This window comes from Pseudomonas sp. ERMR1:02 (assembly GCF_002277815.1).
GTDB lineage: Bacteria > Pseudomonadota > Gammaproteobacteria > Pseudomonadales > Pseudomonadaceae > Aquipseudomonas.
Window position 1 is genome coordinate 382,091 of record NZ_NKJI01000001.1, and the last position, 25,856, is coordinate 407,946.

19 protein-coding genes and 4 pseudogenes are annotated in these 25,856 nt (G+C 57.9%); 15 read left to right on the forward strand and 8 right to left on the reverse strand.

The window, feature by feature from the left end; translation table 11 throughout:
- Window positions 1-60: 60 nt before the first annotated feature.
- Both CES87_RS01850 and CES87_RS01855 read right to left on the reverse strand, forming a co-directional pair.
- The gene (locus CES87_RS01850; protein ID WP_128604710.1) at window positions 61-1,845 is read right to left on the reverse strand and encodes a GspE/PulE family protein; all 1,785 of its coding nucleotides are present in this window, start codon (window positions 1,843-1,845) and stop codon (window positions 61-63) included.
- Between the two features lie 90 nt (window positions 1,846-1,935).
- Window positions 1,936-2,274: a hypothetical protein gene (locus CES87_RS01855; protein WP_128604711.1), complete on the reverse strand. Its 339-nt coding sequence runs from the start codon at window positions 2,272-2,274 to the stop codon at window positions 1,936-1,938.
- A gap of 126 nt (window positions 2,275-2,400) precedes the next feature.
- Here CES87_RS01855 and CES87_RS01860 point away from each other — a divergent pair, with 126 nt between their 5' ends.
- Window positions 2,401-2,865 (forward strand): Lrp/AsnC family transcriptional regulator, encoded by a 465-nt coding sequence (locus CES87_RS01860; RefSeq protein WP_128604712.1) that lies wholly within the window; start codon window positions 2,401-2,403, stop codon window positions 2,863-2,865.
- Window positions 2,866-2,996: 131 nt separating this feature from the next.
- Here CES87_RS01860 and CES87_RS01865 read toward each other — a convergent pair whose 3' ends face one another.
- The gene (locus CES87_RS01865; RefSeq protein ID WP_128604713.1) at window positions 2,997-4,364 is read right to left on the reverse strand and encodes an inorganic triphosphatase; all 1,368 of its coding nucleotides are present in this window, start codon (window positions 4,362-4,364) and stop codon (window positions 2,997-2,999) included.
- 156 nt (window positions 4,365-4,520) lie between these two features.
- Between CES87_RS01865 and argE the strand changes: the two genes are divergently transcribed.
- Both argE and argA read left to right on the forward strand, forming a co-directional pair.
- Window positions 4,521-5,678 (forward strand): acetylornithine deacetylase, encoded by a 1,158-nt coding sequence (argE, locus tag CES87_RS01870; protein ID WP_128604714.1) that lies wholly within the window; start codon window positions 4,521-4,523, stop codon window positions 5,676-5,678.
- A 262-nt stretch (window positions 5,679-5,940) separates the two neighbouring features.
- The gene (argA, locus tag CES87_RS01875; protein WP_128604715.1) at window positions 5,941-7,239 is read left to right on the forward strand and encodes an amino-acid N-acetyltransferase; all 1,299 of its coding nucleotides are present in this window, start codon (window positions 5,941-5,943) and stop codon (window positions 7,237-7,239) included.
- A 126-nt stretch (window positions 7,240-7,365) separates the two neighbouring features.
- Here argA and tauA read toward each other — a convergent pair whose 3' ends face one another.
- Complete coding sequence (tauA, locus tag CES87_RS01885) at window positions 7,366-8,355, reverse strand: taurine ABC transporter substrate-binding protein (protein ID WP_128604716.1); 990 nt, start codon at window positions 8,353-8,355, stop codon at window positions 7,366-7,368.
- 352 nt (window positions 8,356-8,707) lie between these two features.
- On the opposite strand from tauA, the gene CES87_RS01890 reads away from it, so the two are divergent.
- From CES87_RS01890 to CES87_RS01930, 9 genes and pseudogenes are all read left to right on the forward strand, one after another.
- Window positions 8,708-10,069: an OprD family outer membrane porin gene (locus CES87_RS01890; RefSeq protein WP_128604717.1), complete on the forward strand. Its 1,362-nt coding sequence runs from the start codon at window positions 8,708-8,710 to the stop codon at window positions 10,067-10,069.
- A 416-nt stretch (window positions 10,070-10,485) separates the two neighbouring features.
- Window positions 10,486-11,846, forward strand: a pseudogene (locus tag CES87_RS01895) (OprD family porin).
- A 381-nt stretch (window positions 11,847-12,227) separates the two neighbouring features.
- Complete coding sequence (locus CES87_RS01900) at window positions 12,228-12,866, forward strand: peroxiredoxin (protein ID WP_128604718.1); 639 nt, start codon at window positions 12,228-12,230, stop codon at window positions 12,864-12,866.
- Window positions 12,867-13,173: 307 nt separating this feature from the next.
- Window positions 13,174-13,765, forward strand: a pseudogene (ssuE, locus tag CES87_RS01905) (NADPH-dependent FMN reductase).
- Between the two features lie 102 nt (window positions 13,766-13,867).
- On the forward strand, window positions 13,868-14,833 hold the full coding sequence (locus CES87_RS01910) for a sulfonate ABC transporter substrate-binding protein (RefSeq protein WP_128604719.1): 966 nt from the start codon (window positions 13,868-13,870) through the stop codon (window positions 14,831-14,833).
- Window positions 14,834-14,871: 38 nt separating this feature from the next.
- Window positions 14,872-16,020 (forward strand): FMNH2-dependent alkanesulfonate monooxygenase, encoded by a 1,149-nt coding sequence (ssuD, locus tag CES87_RS01915; RefSeq protein ID WP_128604720.1) that lies wholly within the window; start codon window positions 14,872-14,874, stop codon window positions 16,018-16,020.
- An 8-nt stretch (window positions 16,021-16,028) separates the two neighbouring features.
- Window positions 16,029-16,811 (forward strand): aliphatic sulfonate ABC transporter permease SsuC, encoded by a 783-nt coding sequence (gene ssuC, locus CES87_RS01920; RefSeq protein ID WP_046045148.1) that lies wholly within the window; start codon window positions 16,029-16,031, stop codon window positions 16,809-16,811.
- Complete coding sequence (ssuB, locus tag CES87_RS01925) at window positions 16,808-17,614, forward strand: aliphatic sulfonates ABC transporter ATP-binding protein (RefSeq protein WP_128604721.1); 807 nt, start codon at window positions 16,808-16,810, stop codon at window positions 17,612-17,614. The genes ssuC and ssuB overlap by 4 nt, the downstream gene beginning before the upstream one ends.
- A gap of 33 nt (window positions 17,615-17,647) precedes the next feature.
- Complete coding sequence (locus CES87_RS01930) at window positions 17,648-17,863, forward strand: molybdopterin-binding protein (protein WP_007967989.1); 216 nt, start codon at window positions 17,648-17,650, stop codon at window positions 17,861-17,863.
- 116 nt (window positions 17,864-17,979) lie between these two features.
- Here CES87_RS01930 and CES87_RS01935 read toward each other — a convergent pair whose 3' ends face one another.
- From CES87_RS01935 to CES87_RS01950, 4 genes and pseudogenes are all read right to left on the reverse strand, one after another.
- Complete coding sequence (locus tag CES87_RS01935) at window positions 17,980-18,615, reverse strand: TetR/AcrR family transcriptional regulator (RefSeq protein WP_128604722.1); 636 nt, start codon at window positions 18,613-18,615, stop codon at window positions 17,980-17,982.
- Between the two features lie 281 nt (window positions 18,616-18,896).
- Window positions 18,897-20,381: a hypothetical protein gene (locus CES87_RS01940; RefSeq protein ID WP_128604723.1), complete on the reverse strand. Its 1,485-nt coding sequence runs from the start codon at window positions 20,379-20,381 to the stop codon at window positions 18,897-18,899.
- A 201-nt stretch (window positions 20,382-20,582) separates the two neighbouring features.
- Window positions 20,583-20,753: pseudogene (locus tag CES87_RS32780) on the reverse strand (IS30 family transposase); the annotation flags it as partial.
- A 212-nt stretch (window positions 20,754-20,965) separates the two neighbouring features.
- The gene (locus CES87_RS01950; protein WP_128604724.1) at window positions 20,966-22,342 is read right to left on the reverse strand and encodes a glutamine synthetase family protein; all 1,377 of its coding nucleotides are present in this window, start codon (window positions 22,340-22,342) and stop codon (window positions 20,966-20,968) included.
- A gap of 278 nt (window positions 22,343-22,620) precedes the next feature.
- On the opposite strand from CES87_RS01950, the pseudogene CES87_RS01955 reads away from it, so the two are divergent.
- The 3 genes and pseudogenes from CES87_RS01955 to CES87_RS01965 all read left to right on the forward strand — a co-directional run.
- Window positions 22,621-22,899, forward strand: a pseudogene (locus CES87_RS01955) (gamma-glutamyl-gamma-aminobutyrate hydrolase family protein); the annotation flags it as partial.
- Window positions 22,900-23,022: 123 nt separating this feature from the next.
- Window positions 23,023-24,381, forward strand: coding sequence for a glutamine synthetase family protein (locus CES87_RS01960; RefSeq protein ID WP_128604725.1), 1,359 nt, complete (start codon window positions 23,023-23,025; stop codon window positions 24,379-24,381).
- Between the two features lie 58 nt (window positions 24,382-24,439).
- The gene (locus CES87_RS01965) at window positions 24,440-25,804 is read left to right on the forward strand and encodes an aspartate aminotransferase family protein (RefSeq protein ID WP_128604726.1); all 1,365 of its coding nucleotides are present in this window, start codon (window positions 24,440-24,442) and stop codon (window positions 25,802-25,804) included.
- Window positions 25,805-25,856: the final 52 nt, after the last annotated feature.

A 25,856-nucleotide genomic window follows, 5' to 3' on the forward strand; every position in this document is an offset into this window, starting at 1 on the left:
TGGGGGTTAAGTACGGCCTTTGGAACACGATTCCCGTGATCGAGTTCCATCGGTCCGCGCCTACTTCTGCTCGCTCTGCGGCGTCACGCGCAACACCTCCTCAATGGTCGTCAAACCAGACGCAACCTTTTGCGCCCCCGACAATCGCAGGCTGCGCATGCCCTCCTTGAACGCCTGACGCCGCACCGCCAGCAAATCGGTGTCGGGATTGATTAGCGCTTTCACGCCGTCGGTCAATTGCATGATTTCGTACACCCCGGCGCGGCCGTGATAACCGGTGTCGCGGCATTCCAGGCAGCCGATAGCGCGTTGGGAATGAGTAGGCCGCGGTGCTTGCCAGGGCCGGGTCAATGTTTGCCAGTCTTCTTCGCCCAAGGTTTGCGGGGCTTTGCAGTGCGGGCACAAGGTGCGCACCAACCGCTGGGCCATGACGCCAAGCACCGTGGCCTTAATCAGGTAATGCGGCACACCGAGTTCCAGCAGGCGGCTGATGGCGCTTGGCGCATCGTTGGTGTGCAGCGTCGACAGCACCAGGTGACCGGTGAGGGCGGCCTGGATCGCCATTTCGGCGGTTTCGATGTCGCGGATCTCGCCGATCATGATGATGTCCGGGTCTTGCCGCATCAGCGCGCGCACGCCGGAAGCGAAGGTCAGGTCGATGTTGTGCTGTACCTGCATTTGGTTGAACGCCGGCTCGACCATTTCAATCGGATCTTCGATGGTGCAGAGGTTGACTTCCGGCGTCGCCAGTTTCTTCAGTGTGGTGTACAGCGTGGTGGTCTTGCCGGAGCCGGTCGGGCCGGTGACCAGAATGATGCCATTGGGCTGACGGGTCATGTCCTGCCAGCGCCGCAGGTCGTCGACTGAAAACCCAAGCTGATCAAAATCCTTGAGCAGTACCTCAGGGTCGAAAATCCGCATGACCATTTTTTCGCCGAAGGCGGTTGGCAAGGTCGACAGCCGCAACTCGACTTCGCCGCCGTCGGGGGTTTTGGTTTTGACCCGGCCGTCCTGGGGTTTGCGTTTCTCCGCGACGTTCATCCGCCCCAGGCTTTTCAGGCGACTGACGATGGCCATGGTCACCTGCGGCGGGAATTGGTAGACGTTGTGCAGCACGCCGTCGATGCGAAAGCGCACCGTGCCCTGTTCGCGCCGAGGTTCGATGTGGATATCGCTGGCGCGCTGTTGAAAGGCGTACTGGAACAACCAGTCGACGATGTTGACGATATGCGCGTCGTTGGCATCCGGCTCCTGATCGCTGGCGCCGAGGTTGAGCAACTGTTCGAAGTTGCCCAGGGTGCTGACCTGCTGCTCGCCGGTATTGGCCCCTGTGACCGATTTGGCCAGTCGGAAGAACTCTACGCTGAAGCGCTGGATGTCTATAGGGTTGGCCACCACGCGTCTGATCGGCAGCTTCAGCACATGGGTCAGGTCGGCTTCCCAGCCGTTGACGTAAGGCTGAGCGCTGGCCACCGTCACGGCGTCGCGGTCGATGGACACCGCCAGAATCTTGTGGCGCTGAGCGAAGGCGTAGGACATCAGCGGCGTAACGGCGGCGACGTTGATTTTCAGCGGGTCGATCCGCAGGTAAGGCTGGCCTGCTTGCTGGGACAACCACAGGGTCAGGTTTTCCAGGTCGAGGTGCTTGCCGGGGCGGCTGAGGTCGTCCAGCTGTTGGCTGGCAATGAACTCCAGGGGGTGTATCTGGCCATGAGAGGCGTGGCGGCGACGGGCATTGAGTGCGTAATCGGCCGAGTCCTGGCTGATAAAACCCTGGGCGATCAGCTCACGCAGCACATCATTGAGATCCAGCCAGCGGTCCTGAATGGCGAGTTGAACGGACATGCGGGCTCCTTTTAAACGACAGTGCGCAAAGGATAGTCGTGGCGCCACAGACCGTTGGGCCACTACCCGACGAAGCCGTATCGGAATTTTTCAGCCGGCCGCCTGAGCAGCTTCAGCCCAGGCAGCGTCAGCGCTTTGCAGATCAACCGAGCAGACGCTGATCAGGTTACGTAGTTTTTCCGCAATCACCTGGGCGCGATGCCAGCTCAGTCCTTCGATGACAATCTCGATGCTCAGCAAGTCTTTCTGGCGCTGCACATGCACCTGTTCCGGCGTAAGAAATTGCAAAGCGAAAAAGTTGAGCACACGACACAGCAGGTCGGGCTCAGCGTCGGCGAGTAATTGGTACTGAGCGCGGCAATGGAGATTACTGACATTCCAGACATCAGCGCGGGTGGACAGGGTGTGCACGGCTTCCAGGTGTGGCATGGTCGTTCTCCAAAATAACTGGAGAAATTTTTACATTCGGTGGCGGGTATTTCTTATCTATGATGAGCCGAATGACGGTTTAATCGAATCGCACAATTCATAAAGTCATCAATCAAAGGTTTTTTTATGCAAAGCGAGCTGGACGGCTATGACCGCAAGATCCTGGCGCTGCTGCAGGAGGATGCTTCGCTCTCCAGTGCGCAGATTGCCGAACTGGTGGGGCTTTCGCAGTCGCCCTGCTGGCGGCGGATCCAGCGGATGAAGGAGGAGGGGATCATTCGCGCTCAGGTGACCTTGCTTGATCGCAAGAAAATCGGCCTGAACACGCAGATCTTCGCGCAGGTAAAACTCAACGCCCACGGACGCTCGAACTTCACCGAGTTCACCGAGGCGATTCGCGGATTTCCCGAGGTGCTGGAGTGTTACGTGCTGATGGGGGCAGTGGATTTCATGCTGCGGATCGTTGCGGCGGACATCGAGGCGTATGAGCGTTTCTTTTTCGAGAAACTGTCCCTGGTGCCGGGGATTCAAGAGGTCAACTCGGTCGTGGCTTTGTCAGAGATCAAGTCCACGACGAGTTTGCCAGTCTAGGATGTTTGATCGTTCCCACGCTCCGCGTGGGAATGCAGCCCGGGACGCTCTGCGTCCCTATCCGGAGCCGAACGCGGAGCGTCCGTGGAGGCATTCCCACGCAGAGCGTGGGAACGATCATCATCGCGGTATTACATGCGCAGCAACATTTTCCAGGCACGATTCTGATACACCGCAATCGCCTGCTGCTTGCGCGCATCCAGGGCTTCGTCGGTGATCGGTTCGTTGGCCAGTTGCGCCAGTTTGTTCAGCTCGCCATACAGGCGATCCATTTCCGGAATGTCCAGCACGTTGCGCGCATGGTGCAGCCAGGCCTGGATGCGTTCGATGCGCGGCAGTTGCTCGGCCAGGTCTTCGGGTTGTTGCTGATAACGTTGCAATTGCAGCGAGGTGGCTTCTTCGCCCAACAAACGCGGCAACCAGCTGCCCAGTTGCGCGGCGCCCTGGCGATTGCCCCGGGTGTTGCGGTCGGCGGTCCAGGTGCGGGCCAGCAACCAGCGTGAAGTGTTCAGCGAGAACAGGCCCCAGCGCGGGTCTTCCAGCTCTTCGAGGAACTGCTCCGGCGCGGCTTTGCGCACATCTTCATCATCCACACCGGCCTGGACCAGCGGGCGCCAGTCTTCGAGCAGAGCATCCAGCGCGACGCGCAGGTCGTGGGTCGATTGACGCGGCGCGGCCTGGCCCAGGCTGCTGACCAGTGCACGCAGTTCGGCGAGGTTTTCTACCCAGTCTTGCAGCAGGCGCCAGTGGCCATTGAAGCGATACTGCTCGGCCAGACGCTGACTGCTGCCCAGCAAATGCCAGCACAGCGCGGCGAAAGCATCGTCCAGCGGGGTTTCGGCGGTAAGTTGTGGTGCCGGCAGGCTCAACGAGTAGCTGTTGGCGTCGTACAGGCGATAACCGCGCTCGGCTTTGCTGATGTCGCAAGGCATCAGTGCCAGGGTTGCGGCCAGTTCGGCGGCCAGTTCCAGCAACGCGGCCGGTTCGCCTTCGCGCAGTTCCAGTTCCAGCTCGCAGATTTCTTCTTTCTGCTTGCCGACCACGACGTGGCCAAGGTCCAGCGCGGCTTCGATGACCACTTTGGTCTTGCCACGACCCCAGGCGATTTCGGCGCGTTCGCGGACGAAATCAGTGGTGAAGATCGGCTTCAGGGTTTTCTTGTCCAGTTCGGCCAGCGCCTCGGGCCAGCATTCGCCGTCGAGTTTTTTCACGTCGAGTTTGGCTTTGGGCAGGTGCCAGTCGTACTCGTTACGTTCGGACAAACCGGCGACGCTCTGGCCACGGGTCTTGAGGGTCTGAATCACTTCTTCGCCATCGCGGCGCAGGCGCAGGGCCACCTTGGCGTGGGCCAGGTCGCGCTCGGGCGTGTCGAAGTACTGGTTCATCAACTCACGGCGTTCCCAGCCACTTTTGTTGCGTTTTTTCAGTAACGGGTGCTCGCGTAGGGCGGCGAGGGTTTCGCGGCTGACGCGGAGTTTGATTTCGGTTTCTTTCTGCATGGCCGGAAAATCCAGGATCGGGAGCGCAGCCGGGGGAATGTGTGGCTGCCAAGGTCGTGCAGTGTACAGGACTGACTGCCACTGCGTGCCGCGACGGTTTATTCCTGTCGCAAGATGGCTCTATGATGGACTTCAATTCGGGATTTGGAGCCAGCGATGCCTTTGCCGTCCATGAAAGATCAGTTCGCTGCACTGATCGCTGCACCGTCCGTCAGTTGCACCCAAGCCAGCCTCGATCAATCCAATCGTCCGGTGATCGACTTGCTGGCGACGTGGCTCGGCGACCTGGGTTTTGCCTGCGACATCCAGCAGGTCAGCCCCGGCAAATTCAACTTGCTCGCCAGTTTCGGCTCCGGCCCCGGCGGCCTGGTGCTGGCCGGGCACAGCGACACCGTGCCGTTCGATGGCGCGTTGTGGCAGACCGATCCGTTGAAGCTGACTGAAGTCGATGGCCGCTGGGTCGGCCTGGGCAGCTGCGACATGAAGGGCTTTTTTGCTCTCGCCATCGAAGCGGTCATACCCTTGCTCGATCAACCGTTCAAGCAACCGCTGCTGATCCTCGCCACATGCGATGAAGAAAGTTCGATGTCCGGTGCCCGAGCGCTGGCGCAAGCGGGGCGTCCTTTGGGGCGGGCGGCGGTGATCGGCGAGCCGACCGGGCTCAAGCCGATCCGCATGCACAAGGGCATCATGATGGAGCGCATCGACATTCTTGGGCAGAGCGGTCACTCCTCGGATCCGCGCCTTGGCCATAGCGCCCTGGAAGCCATGCACGATGCCATCGGCGAACTGCGCGGTCTGCGCTTGCTGTGGCAGCGCGAATTCCGCAATCCGCAATTCAACGTGCCGACACCGACCATGAATTTTGGCTGCATCCACGGCGGCGATAATCCCAACCGCATTTGCGGTCAGTGCTCGCTGGAGTTCGATCTGCGGCCCTTGCCGGGCATGGACCCCAAGGCCTTGCGCGCCGAGATATTGCAGAGGCTCAAGCCGGTTGCCGAGCGGCATCAGGTGAAGATCGATTACGCGCCACTGTTCCCTGAAGTGCCGTCGTTCGAGCAGGCTGAAGATTCAGAACTGGTGCGGGTCGCCGAAAAGCTCACCGGCCATCGTGCCGAAGCGGTGGCGTTCGGGACCGAAGCGCCTTATCTTCAGCGTCTTGGCTGCGAAACGCTGGTGCTCGGCCCTGGCGATATCGCCTGCGCCCACCAACCGGGGGAGTTCCTCGAAATGTCACGTTTGCAGCCTACGGTGCATCTATTACGTCAGTTGATTGAACATTACTGCCTGACACCGGCCCCTGCTGGTTGATCGCACCCCCTCTGTAGGAGCGAGCACGCTCGCGATGGTCGTCAACGATGACGAGGGATGCTTGAATGAACGCGGTGTCCCGACGTCCATCGCGAGCATGCTCGCTCCTACAGGGGATCGTAGTTAAATTGTGGGTATCCCAACCCGTATTCATGAGGAGAGCGCGCGTGCCGCCAAGCCTGTTCCGACGATAACCATCAGCCCGCTGTGCGTTTTCAGTTCCGCCCTTTTTTCGGCTGCTATTTATTACAGGCCCAGGTTCATGCCCGAATACGTCAATTGGCTTCGTCACGCTTCGCCTTACATCAACGCCCACCGCGATTGCACCTTTGTCGTCATGCTGCCCGGCGACGGCGTTGAGCACCCCAACTTCGGCAATATCGTCCACGACCTGGTGCTGTTGCACAGCCTTGGCGTGCGGCTAGTGCTGGTTCACGGCTCTCGCCCGCAAATCGAAACCCGCCTCGCCGCCCGCGGCCTGACTCCGCATTACCACCACGGCATGCGCATCACCGATGCCGCGACGCTGGAGTGCGTGATCGATGCCGTTGGCCAGCTGCGCATTGCCATCGAAGCGCGGCTGTCGATGGACATGGCCTCATCGCCCATGCAGGGCTCGCGCCTGCGAGTGGCCGGAGGCAACCTGGTGACCGCGCGGCCGATCGGCGTGCTCGAAGGTGTCGACTATCACCACACTGGCGAAGTGCGTCGGGTCGACCGTAAGGGCATCAATCGCCTGCTGGACGAGCGCTCCATCGTATTGCTGTCGCCGCTGGGTTATTCGCCGACCGGTGAAATCTTCAACCTCGCTTGTGAAGACGTCGCCACCCGCGCGGCCATCGACCTGGGCGCCGACAAGCTGCTGTTGTTCGGTGAAGAAAAAGGCTTGATCGATGAACACGGGCGGCTGGTTCGTGAGCTGCGTCCGCAACAGGTGCCGGCGCATCTGCAGCGTTTGGGCAGCAACTACCAGGCGGAACTGCTGGATGCTGCGGCGCAAGCCTGTCGTGGCGGCGTGGCTCGTAGCCATATCGTCAGCTACGCCGAGGACGGCGCACTGCTGACCGAGCTCTTTACCCGCGATGGTGGCGGTACCCTGGTGGCCCAGGAGCAATTCGAAGTGGTGCGCGAAGCAGCCATCGAAGACGTGGGTGGGTTGCTGGACTTGATCAGCCCGTTGGAGGAGCAGGGGATTCTGGTGCGGCGTTCCCGTGAAGTGCTGGAGCGTGAGATCGAGCAGTTCAGTGTGGTCGAGCGTGAAGGCATGATCATCGCCTGCGCAGCGCTGTATCAGATTGCCGATTCGGATGCCGGTGAGTTGGCGTGTCTGGCGGTGAACCCGGAGTACCGTCATGGCGGTCGCGGCGATGAACTGTTGGAGCGTATTGAAACCCGCGCCCGGGCTCAGGGGTTGAAAACCTTGTTCGTCCTCACTACCCGCACGGCTCACTGGTTCCGCGAACGTGGCTTTGTGCCGAGCAGCGTCGACCGTCTGCCGTCGGCGCGGGCGTCGCTGTACAACTATCAGCGTAATTCGAAGATCTTCGAAAAAGCCCTTTGACCACGATGCGATCTCTGTAGGAGCGAGCTCGCTCGCGAAAATCGTGAACGATAACGCGTAAAACCAGATGCCCCGTGGCGTCCTGGGGTTTTTCGCGAGCAAGCTCGCTCCTACAGATATGCGGTGTTACTCGGTGATGTACTTCGCGCTGACATACGGCGAGTAATCCGGCAGCACCGTTTCGACCTTCCCTTGTTCCTTCAGAAATTTCGCCGTCTCGCCAATCGCCTTGGCCGTGCCGCCGTCCAGCAGCGCGCTGGTCTTTTGTGCCTTGGCATCCGGGAATGCGGAACCGGCCAGCAGTTCAGGCACGTCGGCAGCATTGGCTCCAGTCAGTTTGGCGATTTTCTGCACCGGTACGGAGTCCGCGGTCCAGCTGTCTTTATGCGCTGCATAGTCGGCGAATGAGTCCAGGGTGACCTTGGCAAATTTGGCCACGACCTCCGGATGTTTCTCGGCGTAGTCCTTGCGCGCCACCCAGACCTCGAAGGTCGGCGCACCCCACTGGCCGACCTGCGCGGCATCGGTCAAGGTCTTGCCGTTCTTGCGAATTTCCCCCAGTGCGGGCGACCAGACGAACGCGCCATCAATGTCCCCACGCTTCCAGGCGGCGGCGATTTCGGCAGGTTGCAGGTTCACCACTTTGACTTTCGAAGCGTCCAGGCCCCAGTGTTTCAGAGCTCCGAGCAGGCTGTAGTGAGACGTGGAAACGAACGGCGTGGCGATGGTCTTGCCGATCAGATCTTGCGGTTTCTCGATACCACTGCCGTTGCGCACCACCAGTGCCTCGGCCGCATTGATCTGTGCGGACACAATGAACGCGACAATCGGCAGGTTGCGCGAAGCGGCCGCCGCCAATGGGCTGGAACCGAGGTTGCCGATCTGCACATCGCCTGAAGCAATGGCCGTCACTACTTCCGGGCCGCTGTTGAAGCGTCGCCAGTCGATTTTCTCACCGATAGTTTTTTCGTAAAGGCCATCCGCCTGAGGGACTTTGCTGGGGTCGATACCGGTCTGGTAGCCGACCGTGAGGTTCGCCGCATGGGCGGAAAAAGAAAGTGCGAGCGATACACAAACTGTAACAAATGGGCTGGATAGTGCGCGTTTGGTCGGCATGGCGTTGGCCTTTTCGATAGGAATTGTTGCGGAATTGCTTCCAAACCTAATCGATCTAAAAAACGCCTAATAAATACCATTTAGGAATTAGCTTATGAGCCCAATGCTCTACGCTGTGGGGTGAGCTAAATTCCTAAACGGTATGAGAAAAGAATCTATCCATTCTTTTCAGGTTCATGACGATCTCATGACCCTGCAGGGACCAAAAAACCGGGTATAAGACTATGGTCGTAGACACACATAGTTACGATTGACTTGTGAGTCACGGTACGGCGCTAATCGCGCATCTTAGGTATCCGGGCATCGACTCGGGACCAGGACTACAAGAATTAGAGACGAGAGGAGCTTAACAATGAACAAGTCCACGTTGGCACTGGCCGTGGCTGTAGGGGTTATGGCGCAGCAGGCAGGCGCCGCGGGTTTTATCGAAGACAGCAAGGCTTCCATTAGTTCGCGCACCATGTATTACGACGCCGATGTGCGTGAAGCTCCTAATAGTACCGCTCCTAGTAATGCTAAAAACAGGCAGCGCGAAACCGCTGAAGGTCTCAAGTTCGACTACCTGTCCGGTTTCACCCAAGGTACCGTTGGTTTCGGTATCGACGCCCAAGCGCTGGTAGGTATCCATCTGGACGGTGGCAAGGGCCATCACCCAACTGGTAACGCCAACTCATTCTTCCCTAGCGATGGCAATGCGTCTGCCGACGAGTGGAGCCGTGCAGCAGCCAACGTGAAGGCACGCTTCTCGAAGACCGAGGCCCACCTGGGTGGCGCCCTGCAACCCAACATGCCGATCCTGATCGCGAACGACAGCCGTTTGCTGCCACAAACCTTTGACGGTGGCACCATCACCTCGAAGGAAATCGACAACGTGACCTTCAACCTGGGTCAGCTGGAGCACGCGCAGGGTCGCGCCTCCTCGAACTCCACTGGCCTGTCTGTGAATGGCGCTACTCAGGACAGCAACCAGTTCCGTTACGCCGGTGCTGACTGGAAGGTCACCAAAGACCTGTTGCTGCAGTACTACTACGCGAACCTGGAAGACTTCTACAAACAGAACTTCCTCGGCCTGGTGCACGTTTACCCGATCGCCCCGAACCAATCGTTCAAGACCGATCTTCGCTATTTCGACAGCAGCTCCGACGGCAAGAACGGCAACGGCACGGCTGGCTACCAATTCAACAACAACGGTGGTTTCGCCAAGACCCCGGGCGAGGTTGATAACAAGACCTGGAGCGCCACGTTCACCTACACCCTGGGCGGCAGTGCGTTCCTGCTCGGTCATCAGCGTGTCAACGACGACGGCGGCTTCGTTTTCTTGAACCAGGGCAGCCTTATCGATAGCCAGGGTCGTCAAGAAGGTGCCGGCGGCTCCAGCTTCTACTCCTTTACCGATGCCACGGTTGGCAGCTTTATCCGTGCCGGTGAAAACACCACGTACGGTCAATACTCCTATGACTTCGCCTCACTGGGTGTACCAGGTCTGAAAGCTTCGATTGCTTACCTGGATGGCCGAAACATCAAGGCTACCAGCGGTTCTGGTCCAGACCTGAATGAACACGAGACCGATGCGCGTGTGGACTACGTGATTCAAACAGGTCCACTCAAAGGCTTTGGTACGACGCTGCGTCACGGTACTTATACCGGGAACACCAGCACTGCTGACCAAGACCAGACCCGTCTGATCTTCAACTACACCTACAGCTTTATGTAAGTCGTAGTCAAAGAGCCTCGTCTTCGGACGGGGCTTTTCTTGCGTTGATTTTTATATTCCATAAAACGCTTTACTGATGATTTTTTATTCTTTTTAGATTTTTGCGCAAACGCCTACAGTAGTCCTACCTGACGCACAGGCCCCGCAACGTCCCGATTGAAACCCTACCCACGACTACAGGAATCGGTTTTAATGCCGATCCTCTTATTGGTCGGACGTCGTACAACTGTACATATTCCATTGTGATATTAAAAATTACTAAGTGATTCTTTTTGGATGTATGAACAGGTATGCTGCGCCGCCCAATTTTAAGGGGCAGGCAATCATTGCGGGGGTTGTGGCGCAAGTCACGCGAATCAAGGATCCAGGGCACTCGACCCCGGACCACGAAAATTAGAAACAATAGGAGCGCAACAATGAACAAGTCCACCTTGGCCCTGGCTGTGGCCGTAGGGTTTTGGCGCAGCAAGCAAGCGCCGCCGGTTTCATCGAAGACAGCAAGGCTACTTTGGGGCTGCGCAACTTCTACATCAACACCGACTACCGTGACGGCGCTGCTCAGCCGAACAAGAACGAAGAATGGGGCCAAGGCTTCGACCTGCGTTTCATTTCCGGCTACACCCAAGGCACTGTCGGCTTCGGTATCGATGCGATCGGCCTGTTGGGCGTGAAGCTGGATTCGGGCGGCGGCACTAATGGCAACGTTAACGCCAATGGCACCCCTGGTAACGCTTATGGCGGCACTGTGTTCCCGAGCAAGTCCAACGGCGAAGCGGTTGATAACTTCTCCAGCCTGGGCCTGACTGCTAAAGCCAAGATATCCCAGACTGAACTGAAACTGGGTACCTTGCAGCCAAAACTGCCGGTGATCGTGACCAACGACGGTCGTCTGCTGCCACAAACCTTCCAGGGTGGCCAGATCACTTCGGGCGAGATCAAGGACCTTACACTGGTCGGTGGTCAGATCGAGCACGCCAAAGGTCGTAACTCCAGCAACAACGAAGAGTTGTCGATCGCTGGTGCCAACGGTCGCACTGCGGCTGGCCGCGACAGCAACAAATTCTATTACGGTGGCGGTGACTACAAAATCACCAAAGACCTGACTGCGCAGTACTACTACGGCAACCTGGAAGATTTCTACAAGCAGCACTTCCTGGGCCTGGTTCACAACTGGGCAATCGGCCCGGGCGTTCTGAAATCCGACCTGCGCTACTTCAACAGCCGGGATGACGGTGCCAACGGTCACGACGCCAACTTCTTCACTTCTGGCAACTACAATGCGCCAAACGGTAAAGGCAAGGTCGACAACAACCTGTACAGCGGCCTGTTCCTGTACACCGTTGAAGGTCACACTTTCGGTGGCGGTTACCAGGTCAGCAACGGCAGCAGCGACTTCCCTTGGCTGAACCAGGGTGACGGCTCGTCGGCTTACATCATCACCGACTCGCAAATCCAGAAGTTCGCCCGTGCTGGCGAGAAAACCTGGCAAGCACGCTACTCGTTCGACTTCGCCAAGGTCGGCGTACCTGGCCTGACGGCGGGCGTGGTTTACCTGCATGGCGATGATATCGATACCGTCAACGCTCGCGGTAGCGAAGCGGCTAACGGCGCTTCCGAGTGGGAACGCGACCTGACCGTAGGTTACGTCGTGCAATCGGGCGCGCTGAAGAACCTCGGCGTGAGCTGGAAAAACGCCACATGGCGTACCGACCTGCCGAGCACTCGCTCCCAGGACGAAAACCGCCTGATCGTCAGCTACTCGATCCCGCTGTTGTAATAGCGTGTAGGAGCGAGCTTGCTCGCGAAAGCGGTGTGCCATTCAGCAAATTTGTGGCTGACACGACGCCTTCGCGAGCAGGCTCGCTCCTACAGTGAGCATCCGACGCAAAAAGCCCCGCCCGGCATCTCGCCGGGCGGGGCTTTTGCGTTTTCAAGCCGGGTTCACCCCCGTAAATCCGCCTTGAAATTTCCCTCTTTTGCAGCAACTCAAAGGCCTTCTCGAACCTTGTTGCCGATGTTCGGCGGGATGGATAAGCGCGTCCAGTGAACAGATGTTTAATATTTCCTTTAGATCTAAATAAATCGATATTTATTCTTTTTAATGGATAAAAAACACAGGCACAGTTGAGCTCAACCAGCACTCACCAGGAGCTACACCATGAGCATCAGACTGGGCGACATTGCCCCCGACTTCGAACAGGATTCCAGCGCCGGTACCATCCGTTTCCACCAATGGTTGGGCGATAGCTGGGGCGTGCTGTTTTCCCACCCGGCTGACTTCACCCCGGTGTGCACCACCGAGCTCGGCTTCACGGCCAGGTTAAAAGATGAATTCGCCAAGCGTGGGGTCAAGGCTATTGCGCTGTCAGTCGACCCGGTGGATTCGCACCACAGGTGGATCGAAGACATCAACGAAACCCAGAATACCGTCGTCAACTTCCCGATCCTCGACGACGCTGATCGCAAGGTCTCGGACCTTTACGATCTGATTCATCCCAATGCCAACGACACCCTGACCGTGCGTTCGCTCTTCGTCATCGACCCGAACAAAAAGGTGCGACTGACCATTACCTACCCGGCCAGCACGGGCCGCAACTTCAATGAAATCTTGCGGGTGATCGACTCGCTGCAGCTCACCGACAACTACAAGGTAGCCACCCCGGCCAACTGGCAGGACGGTGACGAAGTGGTGATCGTGCCGTCGCTCAAGGATGAAGAGGAAATCAAACAGCGCTTTCCGAAGGGCTATCGGGCCGTTAAACCTTACCTGCGCCTGACGCCGCAGCCAAATCGTTAACGCGCCCAACCTGTAGGAGCGAGGCTTGCCCGCGAAGGCGTCCTTGGCGACACCCTAGAAACCGAGTCGTACTCTTCGCGGGCAAGCCTCGCTCCTACAAAGGGTGTAGACATTCACCAAGCAGGGGATTTCAGGCCGTTTCGACGGCCTTTTTTTTCGACTGGAGCAAATGTAATGACATATCTCCTAAACGCATAAACAAATGAATAAATATGATTTATAGATATATAAATCACCTGTTAAGGTCATGCCATCGAAGCGAGATCGCAAACCGCGAATCGCCCACACCGTTCAAGGAATCATCTGAATGCTGGTCGTCTCACTCGGTGGCAGCCCCAGCCAACGCTCCCGTTCCGGGGTGTTGCTGGAGCGCTCCCAACGTTGGTTGCAAGGGCAGGGCGTGGAAGTGGTGAGTTATCAGGTGCGGGACTTCCCTGCCGAAGACTTGCTGCATGCACGGTTCGACAGCCCCAAGGTGATCAACTTGCTGCAACAGATTGAAAACGCCGATGGCCTGGTGATTGCTACCCCGGTCTACAAGCATCGTTCTCCGGCGCACTGAAAACCGTGCTGGACCTGCTGCCCGAGCGCGCTTTGGCCCATAAAGTGGTTTTGCCGATGGCAACCGGGGGCAGCATCGCCCACATGCTGGCGGTGGATTACGCGCTAAAACCGGTTTTGTCAGCGTTGAAAGCCCAGGAAATGCTCCACGGGATTTTTGCCGTGGACAGCCAGATCGCTTACGGCGAAGGCAGCGCCCAGGCGCAGTTGGCGCCGGAGCTGGAACAAAGACTGAATGAATCGCTGGAGCTGTTTTCAGCGCGATGGCGCGACGGCCCAAGCCGATCGATCCGCAACTGTTGAATGATCGTTTGTTGAGTGCTCGCTGGAGCATTTAAGCACCACCCAAGACCTATCTGAAAATTGAAGTACTGGCCTTACTCGCCCGCTAACGGGCAAGCAGGTGCAGCCAAAAACCCAACTGCAAAAAGGAGAGCGCCATGCGCCCTGTCATTTTGCGTCGTGGTCTGGTCGCTCTGTTTGCTGCGGCTGTAACCTTCGGCGCCATTACTCAAGCTCAGGCCGAGACTCTGCGAATCGGCTATCAAAAATACGGCACCCTGGTGCTGCTCAAAGCCAAAGGCACTCTGGAAAAACGCCTCGCCGCCCAAGGCGTGGACGTGCAATGGACTGAATTCCCCGGCGGCCCGCAACTGCTCGAAGGCCTGAACGTCGGCTCCATCGACTTCGGCGTGACTGGCGAAACACCGCCAGTGTTCGCTCAAGCGGCGGGCGCTGATCTGCTCTACGTCGCCTACGAACCACCAGCTCCCCACAGCGAAGCGATCCTGGTGCCGAAGGACTCGGCGATCAAATCGGTGGCGGACCTCAAGGGCAAGAAAGTCGTCCTGAACAAAGGCTCCAACGTGCACTACCTGCTGGTTCGGGCACTGGAAGACGCCGGCCTCAAATACACCGATATCCAGACCGTATTCCTGCCGCCGGCAGACGCCCGCGCCGCATTCGAGCGTGGCAGCGTCGACGCCTGGGTCATCTGGGACCCGTACCAGGCTGCTGCCGAACAACAGCTGCAAGCGCGCACCCTGCGCGATGGTCAGGGCATTGTCGACAACCATCAGTTCTATCTGGCGACCAAGCCTTACGCACAAAAGAATCCAGAGGTGATCAAGACCCTCGTGGAAGAAGTGCGCGCGGTCGGTGAGTGGTCCAAAGCCAATCCTGAAGACGTGACCAAACAGGTCTCGCCACTGCTCGGCCTGCCGGCGGACATCACCCTGACCTCGGTGAAACGCCAGGGCTACGGTGCGTTGTTCCTGACCCCGGAAGTCGTCGCCGCGCAGCAGAAAATCGCTGACAGCTTTTACCAGCTCAAGCTGATTCCAAAGCAGCTGAGCATTAAAGACGTGATCTGGACGCCACCGGCGGCCGTTGCCAAAGCTCAGTAGCCAAAGCCCAAACTCGATTCCCCAAGGAGACCACTCCAATGAGCCTCAATATCTTCTGGTTCCTGCCTACCCACGGCGACGGCCATTACCTTGGCACCGCCGAAGGCGCTCGCGCCGTCGACCACGGTTACCTGCAACAAGTCGCGCAAGCGGCGGATCGCCTGGGCTTCGGCGGGGTACTGATCCCCACCGGTCGCTCCTGCGAAGACTCGTGGCTGGTAGCAGCATCGCTGATTCCAGTGACCCAGCGTCTGAAGTTTCTTGTCGCCCTGCGCCCCGGGATCATTTCCCCGACGGTAGCGGCGCGTCAGGCAGCCACCCTGGATCGCTTGTCCGGCGGGCGTGCGTTGTTCAACCTGGTAACAGGCGGTGATCCGGAAGAATTGGCCGGCGACGGTTTGTTCCTGACCCACGAGGAGCGCTATCAGGCCTCGGTGGAATTCACCCGTATCTGGCGTCGGGTGCTGGAAGGCGAAACCGTCGATTACGACGGTCAGCACATCAGCGTTAAGGGTGCCAAATTGCTCTATCCGCCGATCCAGCAGCCACGTCCGCCGCTGTACTTCGGCGGCTCCTCGGAAGCCGCGCAGGACCTGGCGGCAGAACAAGTGGAGATGGTCCTCACCTGGGGCGAGCCACCGGCCGCCGTTGCCGAGAAGATCGAACAGGTTCGAGCCAAAGCCGCCAAGCTCGGTCGCACCGTGCGCTTCGGTATTCGTCTGCATGTGATCGTCCGTGAAACCAACGCTGAAGCCTGGCAAGCGGCGGATCGCCTGATCTCGCATCTGGATAACGACACCATCGCTCGCGCCCAGGCTTCGCTGGCGCGCTTCGACTCGGTAGGCCAGCAGCGCATGGCTGCGCTGCATGGCGGCAATCGCGACAACCTGGAAGTCAGCCCTAACCTGTGGGCCGGTGTCGGCCTGGTGCGTGGCGGTGCCGGTACGGCGCTGGTGGGCGATGGTCCAACCGTAGCCGCCCGTGTGAAGGAATACGCGGACCTGGGCATCGACACCTTCATCTTCTCCGGTTATCCACACCTGGAAGAGTCGTATCGCGTCGCAGAGTTGTTGTTCCCGCACCTCGATATCGAGCGTCCGGAACTGCCGAAAAGCGCCGGTTACGTCAGCCCGTTCGGCGAGATGGTCGCCAACGACATTCTTCCCAAAGCCGCGTCGCAGAGCTGAGCGCAGTCATGAAGAAAATCATCCACAGCCTTGCGCCCTGGGCGTTGCCGGTGTTGCTGCTGGCGGTGTGGCAGTTGTCGGTGTCGGCGGGCTGGTTGTCGACACGGATTCTGCCGGCGCCAATCGCCGTGATCGAAGCCGGTGTCAGCCTGGTACGCAGCGGCGAGATCTGGACGCACCTCGCGATCAGCGGTTGGCGCGCGGCGCTCGGTTTCGCCATCGGCGGCAGCATCGGCCTGACCTTGGGCTTTATCACCGGCCTGTCGAAATGGGGTGAACGCCTGCTCGACAGTTCGGTGCAGATGATCCGTAACGTGCCGCACCTGGCACTGATCCCACTGGTAATCCTGTGGTTCGGCATCGACGAGTCGGCGAAGATTTTCCTGGTGGCGCTGGGCACGTTGTTCCCGATTTACCTCAACACCTATCACGGCATCCGCAACGTTGACCCGGCGCTGGTGGAGATGTCCCGCAGCTACGGTTTGTCCGGTTTCAGCCTGTTCCGCCAAGTGATTCTGCCGGGTGCGCTGCCATCGATTCTGGTCGGCGTGCGCTTCGCCCTGGGCTTTATGTGGCTGACGCTGATTGTCGCGGAAACCATTTCCGCCAGTTCCGGCATCGGCTATCTGGCGATGAACGCCCGGGAGTTCTTGCAGACCGATGTGGTGGTGCTGGCGATTCTGCTGTACGCGGTGCTCGGCAAACTGGCCGACCTCGCGGCCCGTGGTCTTGAACGTGTCTGGCTGCGCTGGCATCCGGCTTATCAGGTCGTCAAAGGAGGTGCTGCATGACTGCTCAACAACCTCCACGCCTGCTGCGCGGGATTCCGCTGGCGGTGCGCAAGCTGCAAAAAACCTTTGGCTCACGGCAGGTGCTGCGCGAGATCGATCTGCACATTCCGGCCGGTCAGTTTGTCGCCGTGGTCGGTCGTAGTGGCTGCGGTAAAAGCACGCTGCTGCGCTTGCTCGCCGGACTCGACCAGCCTACGGGCGGTGAGTTGCTGGCCGGTTCAGCGCCGCTGAGTGAGGCGCGGGAAGACACCCGGTTGATGTTTCAGGAAGCGCGGCTGCTGCCATGGAAAAAGATCATCGATAACGTCGGCCTGGGGCTCAAGGGCAACTGGCGACCGCGAGCACTGCAAGCTCTGGAAGAAGTCGGCCTGGCAGATCGCGCCAACGAGTGGCCGGCGGCGTTGTCCGGTGGGCAAAAGCAGCGTGTAGCACTGGCTCGTGCGCTGATCCATGAACCACGCCTGCTGTTGCTCGACGAGCCCTTGGGCGCTCTCGATGCGCTGACCCGCATCGAAATGCAGCAACTGATCGAACGGCTCTGGCAGCAGCACGGCTTTACGGTGTTGCTGGTGACCCACGACGTCAGTGAAGCGGTGGCGATTGCCGATCGGGTGATTTTGATCGAAGACGGCGAAGTCGGCCTCGACCTGCACGTGGAACTGCCGCGCCCTCGGGTTCGCGGCTCCCATCGGCTGGCAGCACTGGAAACCGAAGTCCTCAATCGCGTGCTCTCGCTGCCCGGCCAACCACCGGAACCGGAACCTGTTTCACCCTTGCCTACGCAGTTGCGTTGGGCTCAATAACTCAAGCCTTATCCAACGACAGGAATCATCATCATGACTATCAAGGCCATCAACGTTCGCAATCAGTTCAAAGGCTCCATCAAGGAAATCGTTCTCGGAGACGTGTTGTCGGAAATCGACGTACAGACCGCTTCCGGCATAGTCACCTCCGTGATCACCACCCGCTCGGTGAAAGAGCTGGAATTGGCCGTGGGCAGTGAAGTGATCGCGTTCGTGAAATCCACCGAGGTGTCGATCGCCAAGTTGTAAGCGCTGGTTGTGCGCTGATCGTTCCCACGCTCCGCGTGGGAATGCCTCTAGGGACGCTCCGCGTCCAGTGACGCGGAGCGTCACGGGCTGCATTCCCACGCAGAGCGTGGGAACGATCAGAGTGCGGGGCGCTTCGGCAGGTAGGGCGGCAGATACAACCCCAGATACGCATCAAACACCCGCATCCCTTCCTCCGCCATACGCGGCGTGATCTGCCCATGTTGCTGCACCGAGCGCGCATACACCCGATCACCCAGTTCCATGGCCAGCGCAAACACATCGACATCATTTGGCAGTGTCGGCAGCTCGAAGTGGTGGTCGAACAGTTTGTGCATCAGGTCGCCCAGTTCGATGTCGTGCTGGCGGTCGGCCTGGGTGACTTCGGTCAGACCGTGCTGGGCGAGGATCAACTGGCGGGCGGCGGCGTCTTCGCTGTAGATCGCCAGCATGCGCTGTTCCACCAGTCGCGACAGATCGCGCCAGCCGTTGAGGGCCTGGTGGTCTATGGGGGCTTGCAGGCAGGCGCGGAAGGCGGCGTGGACATCGGCTGTCAGCGCTTCGAGCAGGGCCGGCACGCTGGCGAAGAAGTGGTAGACGGAGGAGGGCGGGATTTCCGCGCGTTCGGCGACGCTGTAGATCGACAGACTGGCCACGCCTTCGGCCGCCAGCAGCGTGCGCGCCGCATCGAGAATCGAGTCGATCCGGGCCTGGCTGCGTGCGCGGGGTTTGCGGGGGGTGGCGGTGCGCGTCATTGGAGTCTCCTGCGGGGCAGCGGGCATTGTACGAGCAGGGTTTGATGTTGTCTTGTCGACCGCCATCTCGGGCTAGCCTTGCTCCTACAGAACATGCGCGAACACAAATATCTCGTTCGACGCGATCCTTTTAGGAGCAAGGCTTGCCTGCGATCCGCCGAAGGCGGCCATAAAAAACGCCGCAAGCTATGCAGCCGGCGGCGTTCTTCTTTACTGCAACCGTTTAAACGGCAGAACCACGATGACCCACTTCGTTCACCGCAAGACGCGTTCGACTGGCTTCACACGAACGGGGAGACCCCGTTTCGCATACTTTCAGTTGCAATACGCATAGCTACAAGGTCAGTTACCTGATTTAAAAATTCAATCCACAAACCATCATTGACCTCAAGCTCTTTCTTGAGTGACTCCAACTTTTCAGGGTAGGTTAGGTTGGGGCCCCCTATATGTTCGTCGAAGAAATTCTCCAAATCGGAATGAAATGGCGTTGGAACCTTATCAAGTTGGTCGCCAATATTTTTCCTGAATTCATCATAGGTGTTTACGTAAATACTCATCTGATTTTCAAGTGTGTCATCAGGGGAACTAAGGGTGTTATTGTCTACATTTGTGTAGGTTAAGTCCCCACGTCCGACAGAATGTATTGATTCGTGAAGAATGAGATGTATAAGTATAAGCGGATATTTTTTCAGATTTTCCACGAGCGTAGTAAATACTATTGGTACTTGTGGGCTGTTTATCAGGGCAGGCAAAGGGGATGGATTAATTGCGTAAGTTGGTGGGCGATTTGCAGCCGCGTCTCTGGCTAAGCCATCCGCGTCTTGCTCCATTAGTACGTATTTGAGGCATTGTCCAGAAAGGTTGTTTGCATGGCATGGATTTTCTGTCAATTCAATCAAGAAATCTATTAGTGTCCGATTCCCGATATACGAGTCTCTACTTTCAAAGTCATCCTGACTGACATTCATTTCAGAGAGAAGGTTTGTGTATACGGTTTCTGTTGCAATACCGACTTCCGAAGCCGTTAAATTGGTTGATTCCCCAAGCATCCATCCGATGAAGCCTTTCAGGTATTCCCCCGATCCGCCTTCGCTCACTGGCGGCAAGGGGAAGTCGCAATTTTCTATACAATTATCCCGGAAGTTTTTCAAATAGACAACTGCGCCTTTACGACCTTGCTCGAGAGCATTGAATATATCTGGAAATTTTGTTTGTATCTCGCCGTCACTTGCCACCACTTCTCCACCTATGTCAGCTACTGCGAGTTCGGTAAGAAATTCATTAATGGACTGTCGAGTGATTGTCGAAACTTCAGCGACATTAATTTCTCGGCCAAGCCAATCGAAATGATTGAATATGCTAGCCGACAAATCACCATGACTGATCAGCGGCTCTGCCCTCGGAACGTGAGTGAGATTGTTCTCGCGTATAGCTCCAGAGCTGGTTGTTCCTGAGCCATTTATATATCGGATCCCGGCCACTATGCCCAGAACAGCAGCTCCTACCCCCGCCACGACGGCCGCCGCCTTGGCGCACGTTATCAGCTTGCTCTTAAACGAGCTTTCAGCATTGCATTCGGTTATCGGCCCCTGTGCATTTTGAACGCCTTCTTTCCGAGAATTTCCCATCAGCGGCATCTCGATCACAGTTGGCGTGTTGCTGGATTGTTTGAGTAAGGACGCAGTGTTTGAATGGGGGGTACTATTATTTTTAATAGTCTGGTAGTTACAACTTAACGGTGCTCGTGAGGTAGCTTCAATCGGCATGTTCGTCCCTTTAACCTCTTATATATGGAAATTCATCGAGTTACTTTACGATAACTAAGTAACCGTCTACTGTGTCGATCAAGTGTCGCGATGGCTTGCAACTTCACGTGTGGGAACGCTGTTGTCCAACAAGCGAACCTCTTCTCCGCTCGCGATGGACACCCTACTTCAGGACTTTTTAGAATTCTGCTCATGAAATCTATATGTCATGCTTTTGCGCCCCGACAGCAGCACGCTGCTCAATGCGACATCGAAGCCCTGAACAGCAGAAATAGCCGTACAATTGTTCATTTTTAACAACATCAAATAACCATTTGTGGGCTCCACAAGAGTACCGGCAGGCGGGCCATTATCTTTGCCCTTGATCAGGTTGCTACTCTCAGTGGCACTCGCCACATCAGCATTTGAGTGTGACATCAACGCGATAACTGGTTTTTCAAATTTCGCTCATCGAGATGGGTTAACTTGCCGTTCCACTTCTTCTGCAGGGCCTGCCGCAGCAGGCACCTGGGTCCGGCAGAACAAAACGCATAAAAAAAGCCGCAGGCTGTGAGGCCGGCGGCGTTCTTTTTTACTGCAACCGCTTAAACGGTATGCAGGTACCAGTTGTACTCAAGGTCGGAGATGGAGTGTTCGAACTCCTCCAGCTCGCTCTCTTTGCACGCGACGAAGATATCGATGTATTTCGGATCGATGTACTTGGCCATGACTTCGCTGTCGTCAAGCTCACGCAGCGCATCGCGCAAGTTGTTCGGCAGGCTTTGCTCGTTCTGCTCGTAACTGTTGCCTTCAACCGGGGCGCCCGGTTCGACCTTGTTGACCAGGCCGTGATGCACACCTGCCAGCACCGAAGCCATCAGCAGGTACGGGTTGGCGTCGGCGCCAGCAACACGATGCTCGATGCGCACGGCATCGGAGGAACCGGTGGGTACGCGGATCGCTACGGTGCGGTTATCCAGTCCCCAGCATGGCGAGTTCGGCACGTAGAACTGTGCGCCGAAACGACGGTAGGAGTTGACGTTCGGGCAGAGGAAAGCCATCTGCGCCGGTAGGGTCTCGAGCACACCGCCGATCGCGTGACGCAGCGCGGCGTTCTGCTCGGGATCCTCACTGGCAAAAATGTTTTTGCCTTCTTTGTCGAGAATCGAGATATGGACGTGCAGACCGTTACCCGCCTGGCCTGGGTAAGGCTTGGCCATGAAGGTGGTGTCCATCTCATGGTCGTAGGCGATGTTCTTGATCAGACGCTTGAGCAGGACCGCATAATCGCAGGCCTTGATCGGGTCGGCCACGTGGTGCAGGTTCACTTCGAACTGCGCCGGAGCACTTTCCTTGACGATGGCGTCGGCCGGGATGCCTTGCTCTTTCGCACCTTCCAGAATGTCTTGCAGGCAATCGACGTATTCGTCGAGGTCGTCGATCAGGTAGACCTGTGTCGAGTGCGGGCGTTTGCCGGACACCGGTGAGCGTGGCGGTTGCGGACGACCGTTCACGTTCTCCTGGTCGATCAGATAGAACTCCAGTTCGAACGCGGCGCAGATGGTCAGGCCCATTTCGTCGAACTTGCGCACCACATTGGCTAGCACTTCTCGCGGGTCGGCAAAGAACGGCTGGCCTTCCAGTTCGTGCATGGTCATCAGCAATTGCGCGGTCGGGCGCTTCTGCCAAGGTTCATTGCACAGGGTATCGGGGATTGGATAGCAGATTCGGTCAGCATCACCGATGTCCAGGCCCAGGCCGGTGCTTTCCACCGTCGAGCCATTGATATCCAGAGCAAATAGAGAGGCCGGCAGGTTGATGCCTTTCTCGTAAACCTTGTGGAGGCTGGTGCGTTCGATGCGCTTGCCGCGCACCACACCATTCATATCCGCAATCAGAAGGTCAACGTACAGAACCTCAGGATGTTCCTTAAGGAACGCGTTCGCTTCGTTGAGCTGAACGGCACGCGGGGGTACCGACATGATGCAACACCTTTGTTGTTAAAAATATCAATCATTGATCTTTTCGGATTCCAGTCAACCCGAACGGCCTGCCGAAGTCAAGTGAGGCCTTTTTTGCCCTGAAAAAGCGCTCTCATGGCTTTTTTGGGGCACTTTTGGGTGTTTTTATGTCCATCGTCGCTTTGTTGTCCGCAGGCTTGAGCGGGCCGTGTTGTATTTTTTACGGGGGTGTTGTGTAAAAAAATGAACAAGGCTAAGCTCGAATCAAACCCATAACAGCAATAATACCGGGGTGCTTCATGTCTCGCCTGCCGTTAATCGGCGTCGCCGGCTGCTCTACGCAGAACGGTCTGCATGCTTATCACATCAGTGGCGACATATACGTCAACGTCCTGGCCTCCGCGGCTTATGGCCTGCCGGTTATCCTTGCTTCCCTGGCGGATCGACCATCCCCGTCCGTTATTCTGGACGGCCCAGATGGCACACCCATTACGGTTACTCCATTCAATATAGAACCGATTCACAATAGCGTCCCAGCCATCGTGCAAGGTACTGCTGGCGACTTTGCACGCCCGGCGTTTTCGGGCTTTGCGCAAAAAACACGATAGCCTGTCGTAGACACGCATTTCAACGCGACGCCGATGCGTCAAACATCGCCTGACTCTCACCTGAGCCAGGAAACTCAAAGCCTAGAGGCATTTATGAGTAACAACCTCGACCAGCTCACCGATTGGTTGAAAGACCACAAGATCACAGAAGTCGAATGCATGATCGCCGACTTGACCGGGATTACCCGGGGCAAGATTTCGCCGACCAACAAATTCATCGCCGAAAAAGGCATGCGCCTGCCAGAAAGCGTTCTGTTGCAGACAGTGACCGGCGATTACGTCGAAGACGACATCTATTACGAACTGCTCGACCCGGCTGACATCGACATGATCTGCCGTCCCGACCAGAACGCCGTGTACCTCGTGCCTTGGTCCATCGAGCCGACCGCCATCGTCATCCACGACACCTACGACAAGCAAGGCAACCCGATTGAACTGTCGCCGCGCAACGTGCTCAAGAAGGTCCTGAAACTCTATTCCGACAAAGGCTGGCAGCCAATCGTGGCGCCGGAAATGGAGTTCTACCTGACCAAGCGCAGCGACGACCCGGACTATCCGTTGCAACCGCCAATCGGCCGTTCCGGACGCCCGGAAACCGGCCGCCAGTCGTTCTCCATCGAAGCGGCGAACGAATTCGATCCGTTGTTCGAAGACGTCTACGACTGGTGCGAATTGCAGGAGCTGGACCTCGACACGCTGATCCACGAGGACGGCACGGCGCAGATGGAAATCAACTTCCGTCACGGCGATGCCCTGTCCCTGGCCGACCAGATCCTGGTGTTCAAACGCACCATGCGCGAAGCCGCGCTCAAGCACAACGTGGCGGCGACCTTCATGGCCAAGCCCATGACCGGCGAGCCGGGCAGTGCCATGCACTTGCACCAGAGCATCATCGACATGGAGACCGGCAAGAACATCTTCTCCAATGAAGACGGGACCATGAGCCAGTTGTTCCTGCACCACATCGGTGGCCTGCAGAAACTGATTCCAGAGCTGTTGCCGCTGTTCGCGCCCAACGTCAACTCGTTCCGCCGCTTCCTGCCGGACACCTCGGCCCCGGTGAACGTGGAGTGGGGCGAAGAGAACCGTACCGTGGGCCTGCGGGTTCCGGATGCCGGGCCGCAAAACCGTCGGGTGGAAAACCGCCTGCCGGGCGCCGATGCCAACCCGTACCTGGCGATTGCCGCGAGCCTGCTCTGCGGTTACGTCGGCATGGTCGAAGGCCTGAACCCAAGTGCGCCGGTGGTGGGCCGTGGCTATGAGCGCCGCAACCTGCGCCTGCCGCTGACCATCGAAGATGCGCTGGAGCGCATGGAACACAGCTCAACCATCGAGAAGTACCTGGGCAAAAATTTCATCACTGGCTACGTCGCGGTCAAGCGGGCCGAGCATGAAAACTTCAAGCGCGTGATCAGCTCGTGGGAACGGGAATTCCTGCTCTTCGCTGTCTGATGCGCTGGGCGCCGTTGTCCTCTGACGGCGCTTTCACCTGATTTTTTAGGAGATTCGTATGACCAGCAACAACCCGCAAACCCGTGAATGGCAAACCCTGAGCAGCGATCACCACCTGGCCCCGTTCAGCGACTTCAAGCAGCTGAAAGAGAAAGGCCCGCGGATCATCACCAACGCCAAGGGCGTTTACCTGTGGGACAGCGAAGGCAACAAGATCCTCGACGGCATGGCCGGCCTGTGGTGCGTGGCAATCGGTTACGGTCGCGATGAACTGGCCGATGCCGCCAGCAAACAAATGCGCGAACTGCCTTATTACAACCTGTTCTTCCAGACCGCTCACCCGCCAGTGCTGGAACTGGCCAAGGCCATCGCCGACATCGCGCCAGAAGGCATGAACCACGTGTTCTTCACCGGTTCCGGTTCCGAAGGCAACGACACCATGCTGCGTATGGTTCGCCACTATTGGGCGATCAAGGGCCAGCCGAAGAAGAAAGTCATCATCAGCCGCAAGAACGGCTATCACGGCTCCACCGTGGCCGGCGCGAGCCTGGGCGGCATGACCTACATGCACGAGCAGGGCGATTTGCCGATCCCGGGCATCGTCCACATCGCCCAGCCTTACTGGTTTGCCGAAGGCGGCGACATGACCCCGGAAGAGTTCGGCATCTGGGCTGCGAATCAGCTGGAAGAGAAGATTCTGGAGGTCGGCGTCGACAACGTCGGTGCCTTTATTGCCGAGCCGATCCAGGGCGCCGGTGGCGTGATCATTCCGCCAGACTCCTACTGGCCGCGCATCAAGGAAATCCTCGCCAAGTACGACATTCTGTTCGTGGCTGACGAAGTGATTTGTGGTTTCGGTCGTACCGGTGAGTGGTTCGGTACCGATTTCTACGGCCTCAAGCCTGACATGATGACCATCGCCAAAGGCCTGACCTCCGGCTACATCCCTATGGGTGGCCTGATCGTGCGCGATGAAGTGGTCGATGTCCTCAACGAAGGCGGCGACTTCAACCACGGTTTCACCTACTCCGGGCACCCGGTGGCGGCGGCAGTCGCGCTGGAAAACATCCGCATTCTGCGTGAAGAGAAAATTGTCGAGCGCGTGCAGGCAGAAACGGCACCGTATTTGCAGAAACGCCTGCGGGAACTGAACGATCATCCGTTGGTGGGCGAAGTTCGTGGGGTGGGTCTGTTGGGGGCCATCGAACTGGTTCAGGACAAGGCCACGCGCAAGCGCTACGAAGGCAAGGGCGTGGGCATGATCTGCCGGCAGTTCTGCTTCGATAACGGGCTGATCATGCGCGCCGTGGGCGACACCATGATCATCGCGCCACCGCTGGTGATCACACCGGCGGAAATCGATGAGCTGGTGACCAAGGCGCGCAAGTGCCTGGACCTGACCCTGAATGCATTGCAGGGCTAAGTGCTAGGCTCTGAGCGCAAGACATGAAACTTTCGCTCGGCGCAGTCATTAA

Coding starts and splice junctions, on each gene's coding strand:
- CES87_RS01850 (WP_128604710.1), bottom strand. CDS start 1,845: ATGTCCGTTCAACTCGCCATTCAGGACCGCTGGCTGGATCTCAATGAT.
- CES87_RS01855 (WP_128604711.1), bottom strand. CDS start 2,274: ATGCCACACCTGGAAGCCGTGCACACCCTGTCCACCCGCGCTGATGTC.
- CES87_RS01860 (WP_128604712.1), top strand. CDS start 2,401: ATGCAAAGCGAGCTGGACGGCTATGACCGCAAGATCCTGGCGCTGCTG.
- CES87_RS01865 (WP_128604713.1), bottom strand. CDS start 4,364: ATGCAGAAAGAAACCGAAATCAAACTCCGCGTCAGCCGCGAAACCCTC.
- argE (WP_128604714.1), top strand. CDS start 4,521: ATGCCTTTGCCGTCCATGAAAGATCAGTTCGCTGCACTGATCGCTGCA.
- argA (WP_128604715.1), top strand. CDS start 5,941: ATGCCCGAATACGTCAATTGGCTTCGTCACGCTTCGCCTTACATCAAC.
- tauA (WP_128604716.1), bottom strand. CDS start 8,355: ATGCCGACCAAACGCGCACTATCCAGCCCATTTGTTACAGTTTGTGTA.
- CES87_RS01890 (WP_128604717.1), top strand. CDS start 8,708: ATGAACAAGTCCACGTTGGCACTGGCCGTGGCTGTAGGGGTTATGGCG.
- CES87_RS01900 (WP_128604718.1), top strand. CDS start 12,228: ATGAGCATCAGACTGGGCGACATTGCCCCCGACTTCGAACAGGATTCC.
- CES87_RS01910 (WP_128604719.1), top strand. CDS start 13,868: ATGCGCCCTGTCATTTTGCGTCGTGGTCTGGTCGCTCTGTTTGCTGCG.
- ssuD (WP_128604720.1), top strand. CDS start 14,872: ATGAGCCTCAATATCTTCTGGTTCCTGCCTACCCACGGCGACGGCCAT.
- ssuC (WP_046045148.1), top strand. CDS start 16,029: ATGAAGAAAATCATCCACAGCCTTGCGCCCTGGGCGTTGCCGGTGTTG.
- ssuB (WP_128604721.1), top strand. CDS start 16,808: ATGACTGCTCAACAACCTCCACGCCTGCTGCGCGGGATTCCGCTGGCG.
- CES87_RS01930 (WP_007967989.1), top strand. CDS start 17,648: ATGACTATCAAGGCCATCAACGTTCGCAATCAGTTCAAAGGCTCCATC.
- CES87_RS01935 (WP_128604722.1), bottom strand. CDS start 18,615: ATGACGCGCACCGCCACCCCCCGCAAACCCCGCGCACGCAGCCAGGCC.
- CES87_RS01940 (WP_128604723.1), bottom strand. CDS start 20,381: ATGCCGATTGAAGCTACCTCACGAGCACCGTTAAGTTGTAACTACCAG.
- CES87_RS01950 (WP_128604724.1), bottom strand. CDS start 22,342: ATGTCGGTACCCCCGCGTGCCGTTCAGCTCAACGAAGCGAACGCGTTC.
- CES87_RS01960 (WP_128604725.1), top strand. CDS start 23,023: ATGAGTAACAACCTCGACCAGCTCACCGATTGGTTGAAAGACCACAAG.
- CES87_RS01965 (WP_128604726.1), top strand. CDS start 24,440: ATGACCAGCAACAACCCGCAAACCCGTGAATGGCAAACCCTGAGCAGC.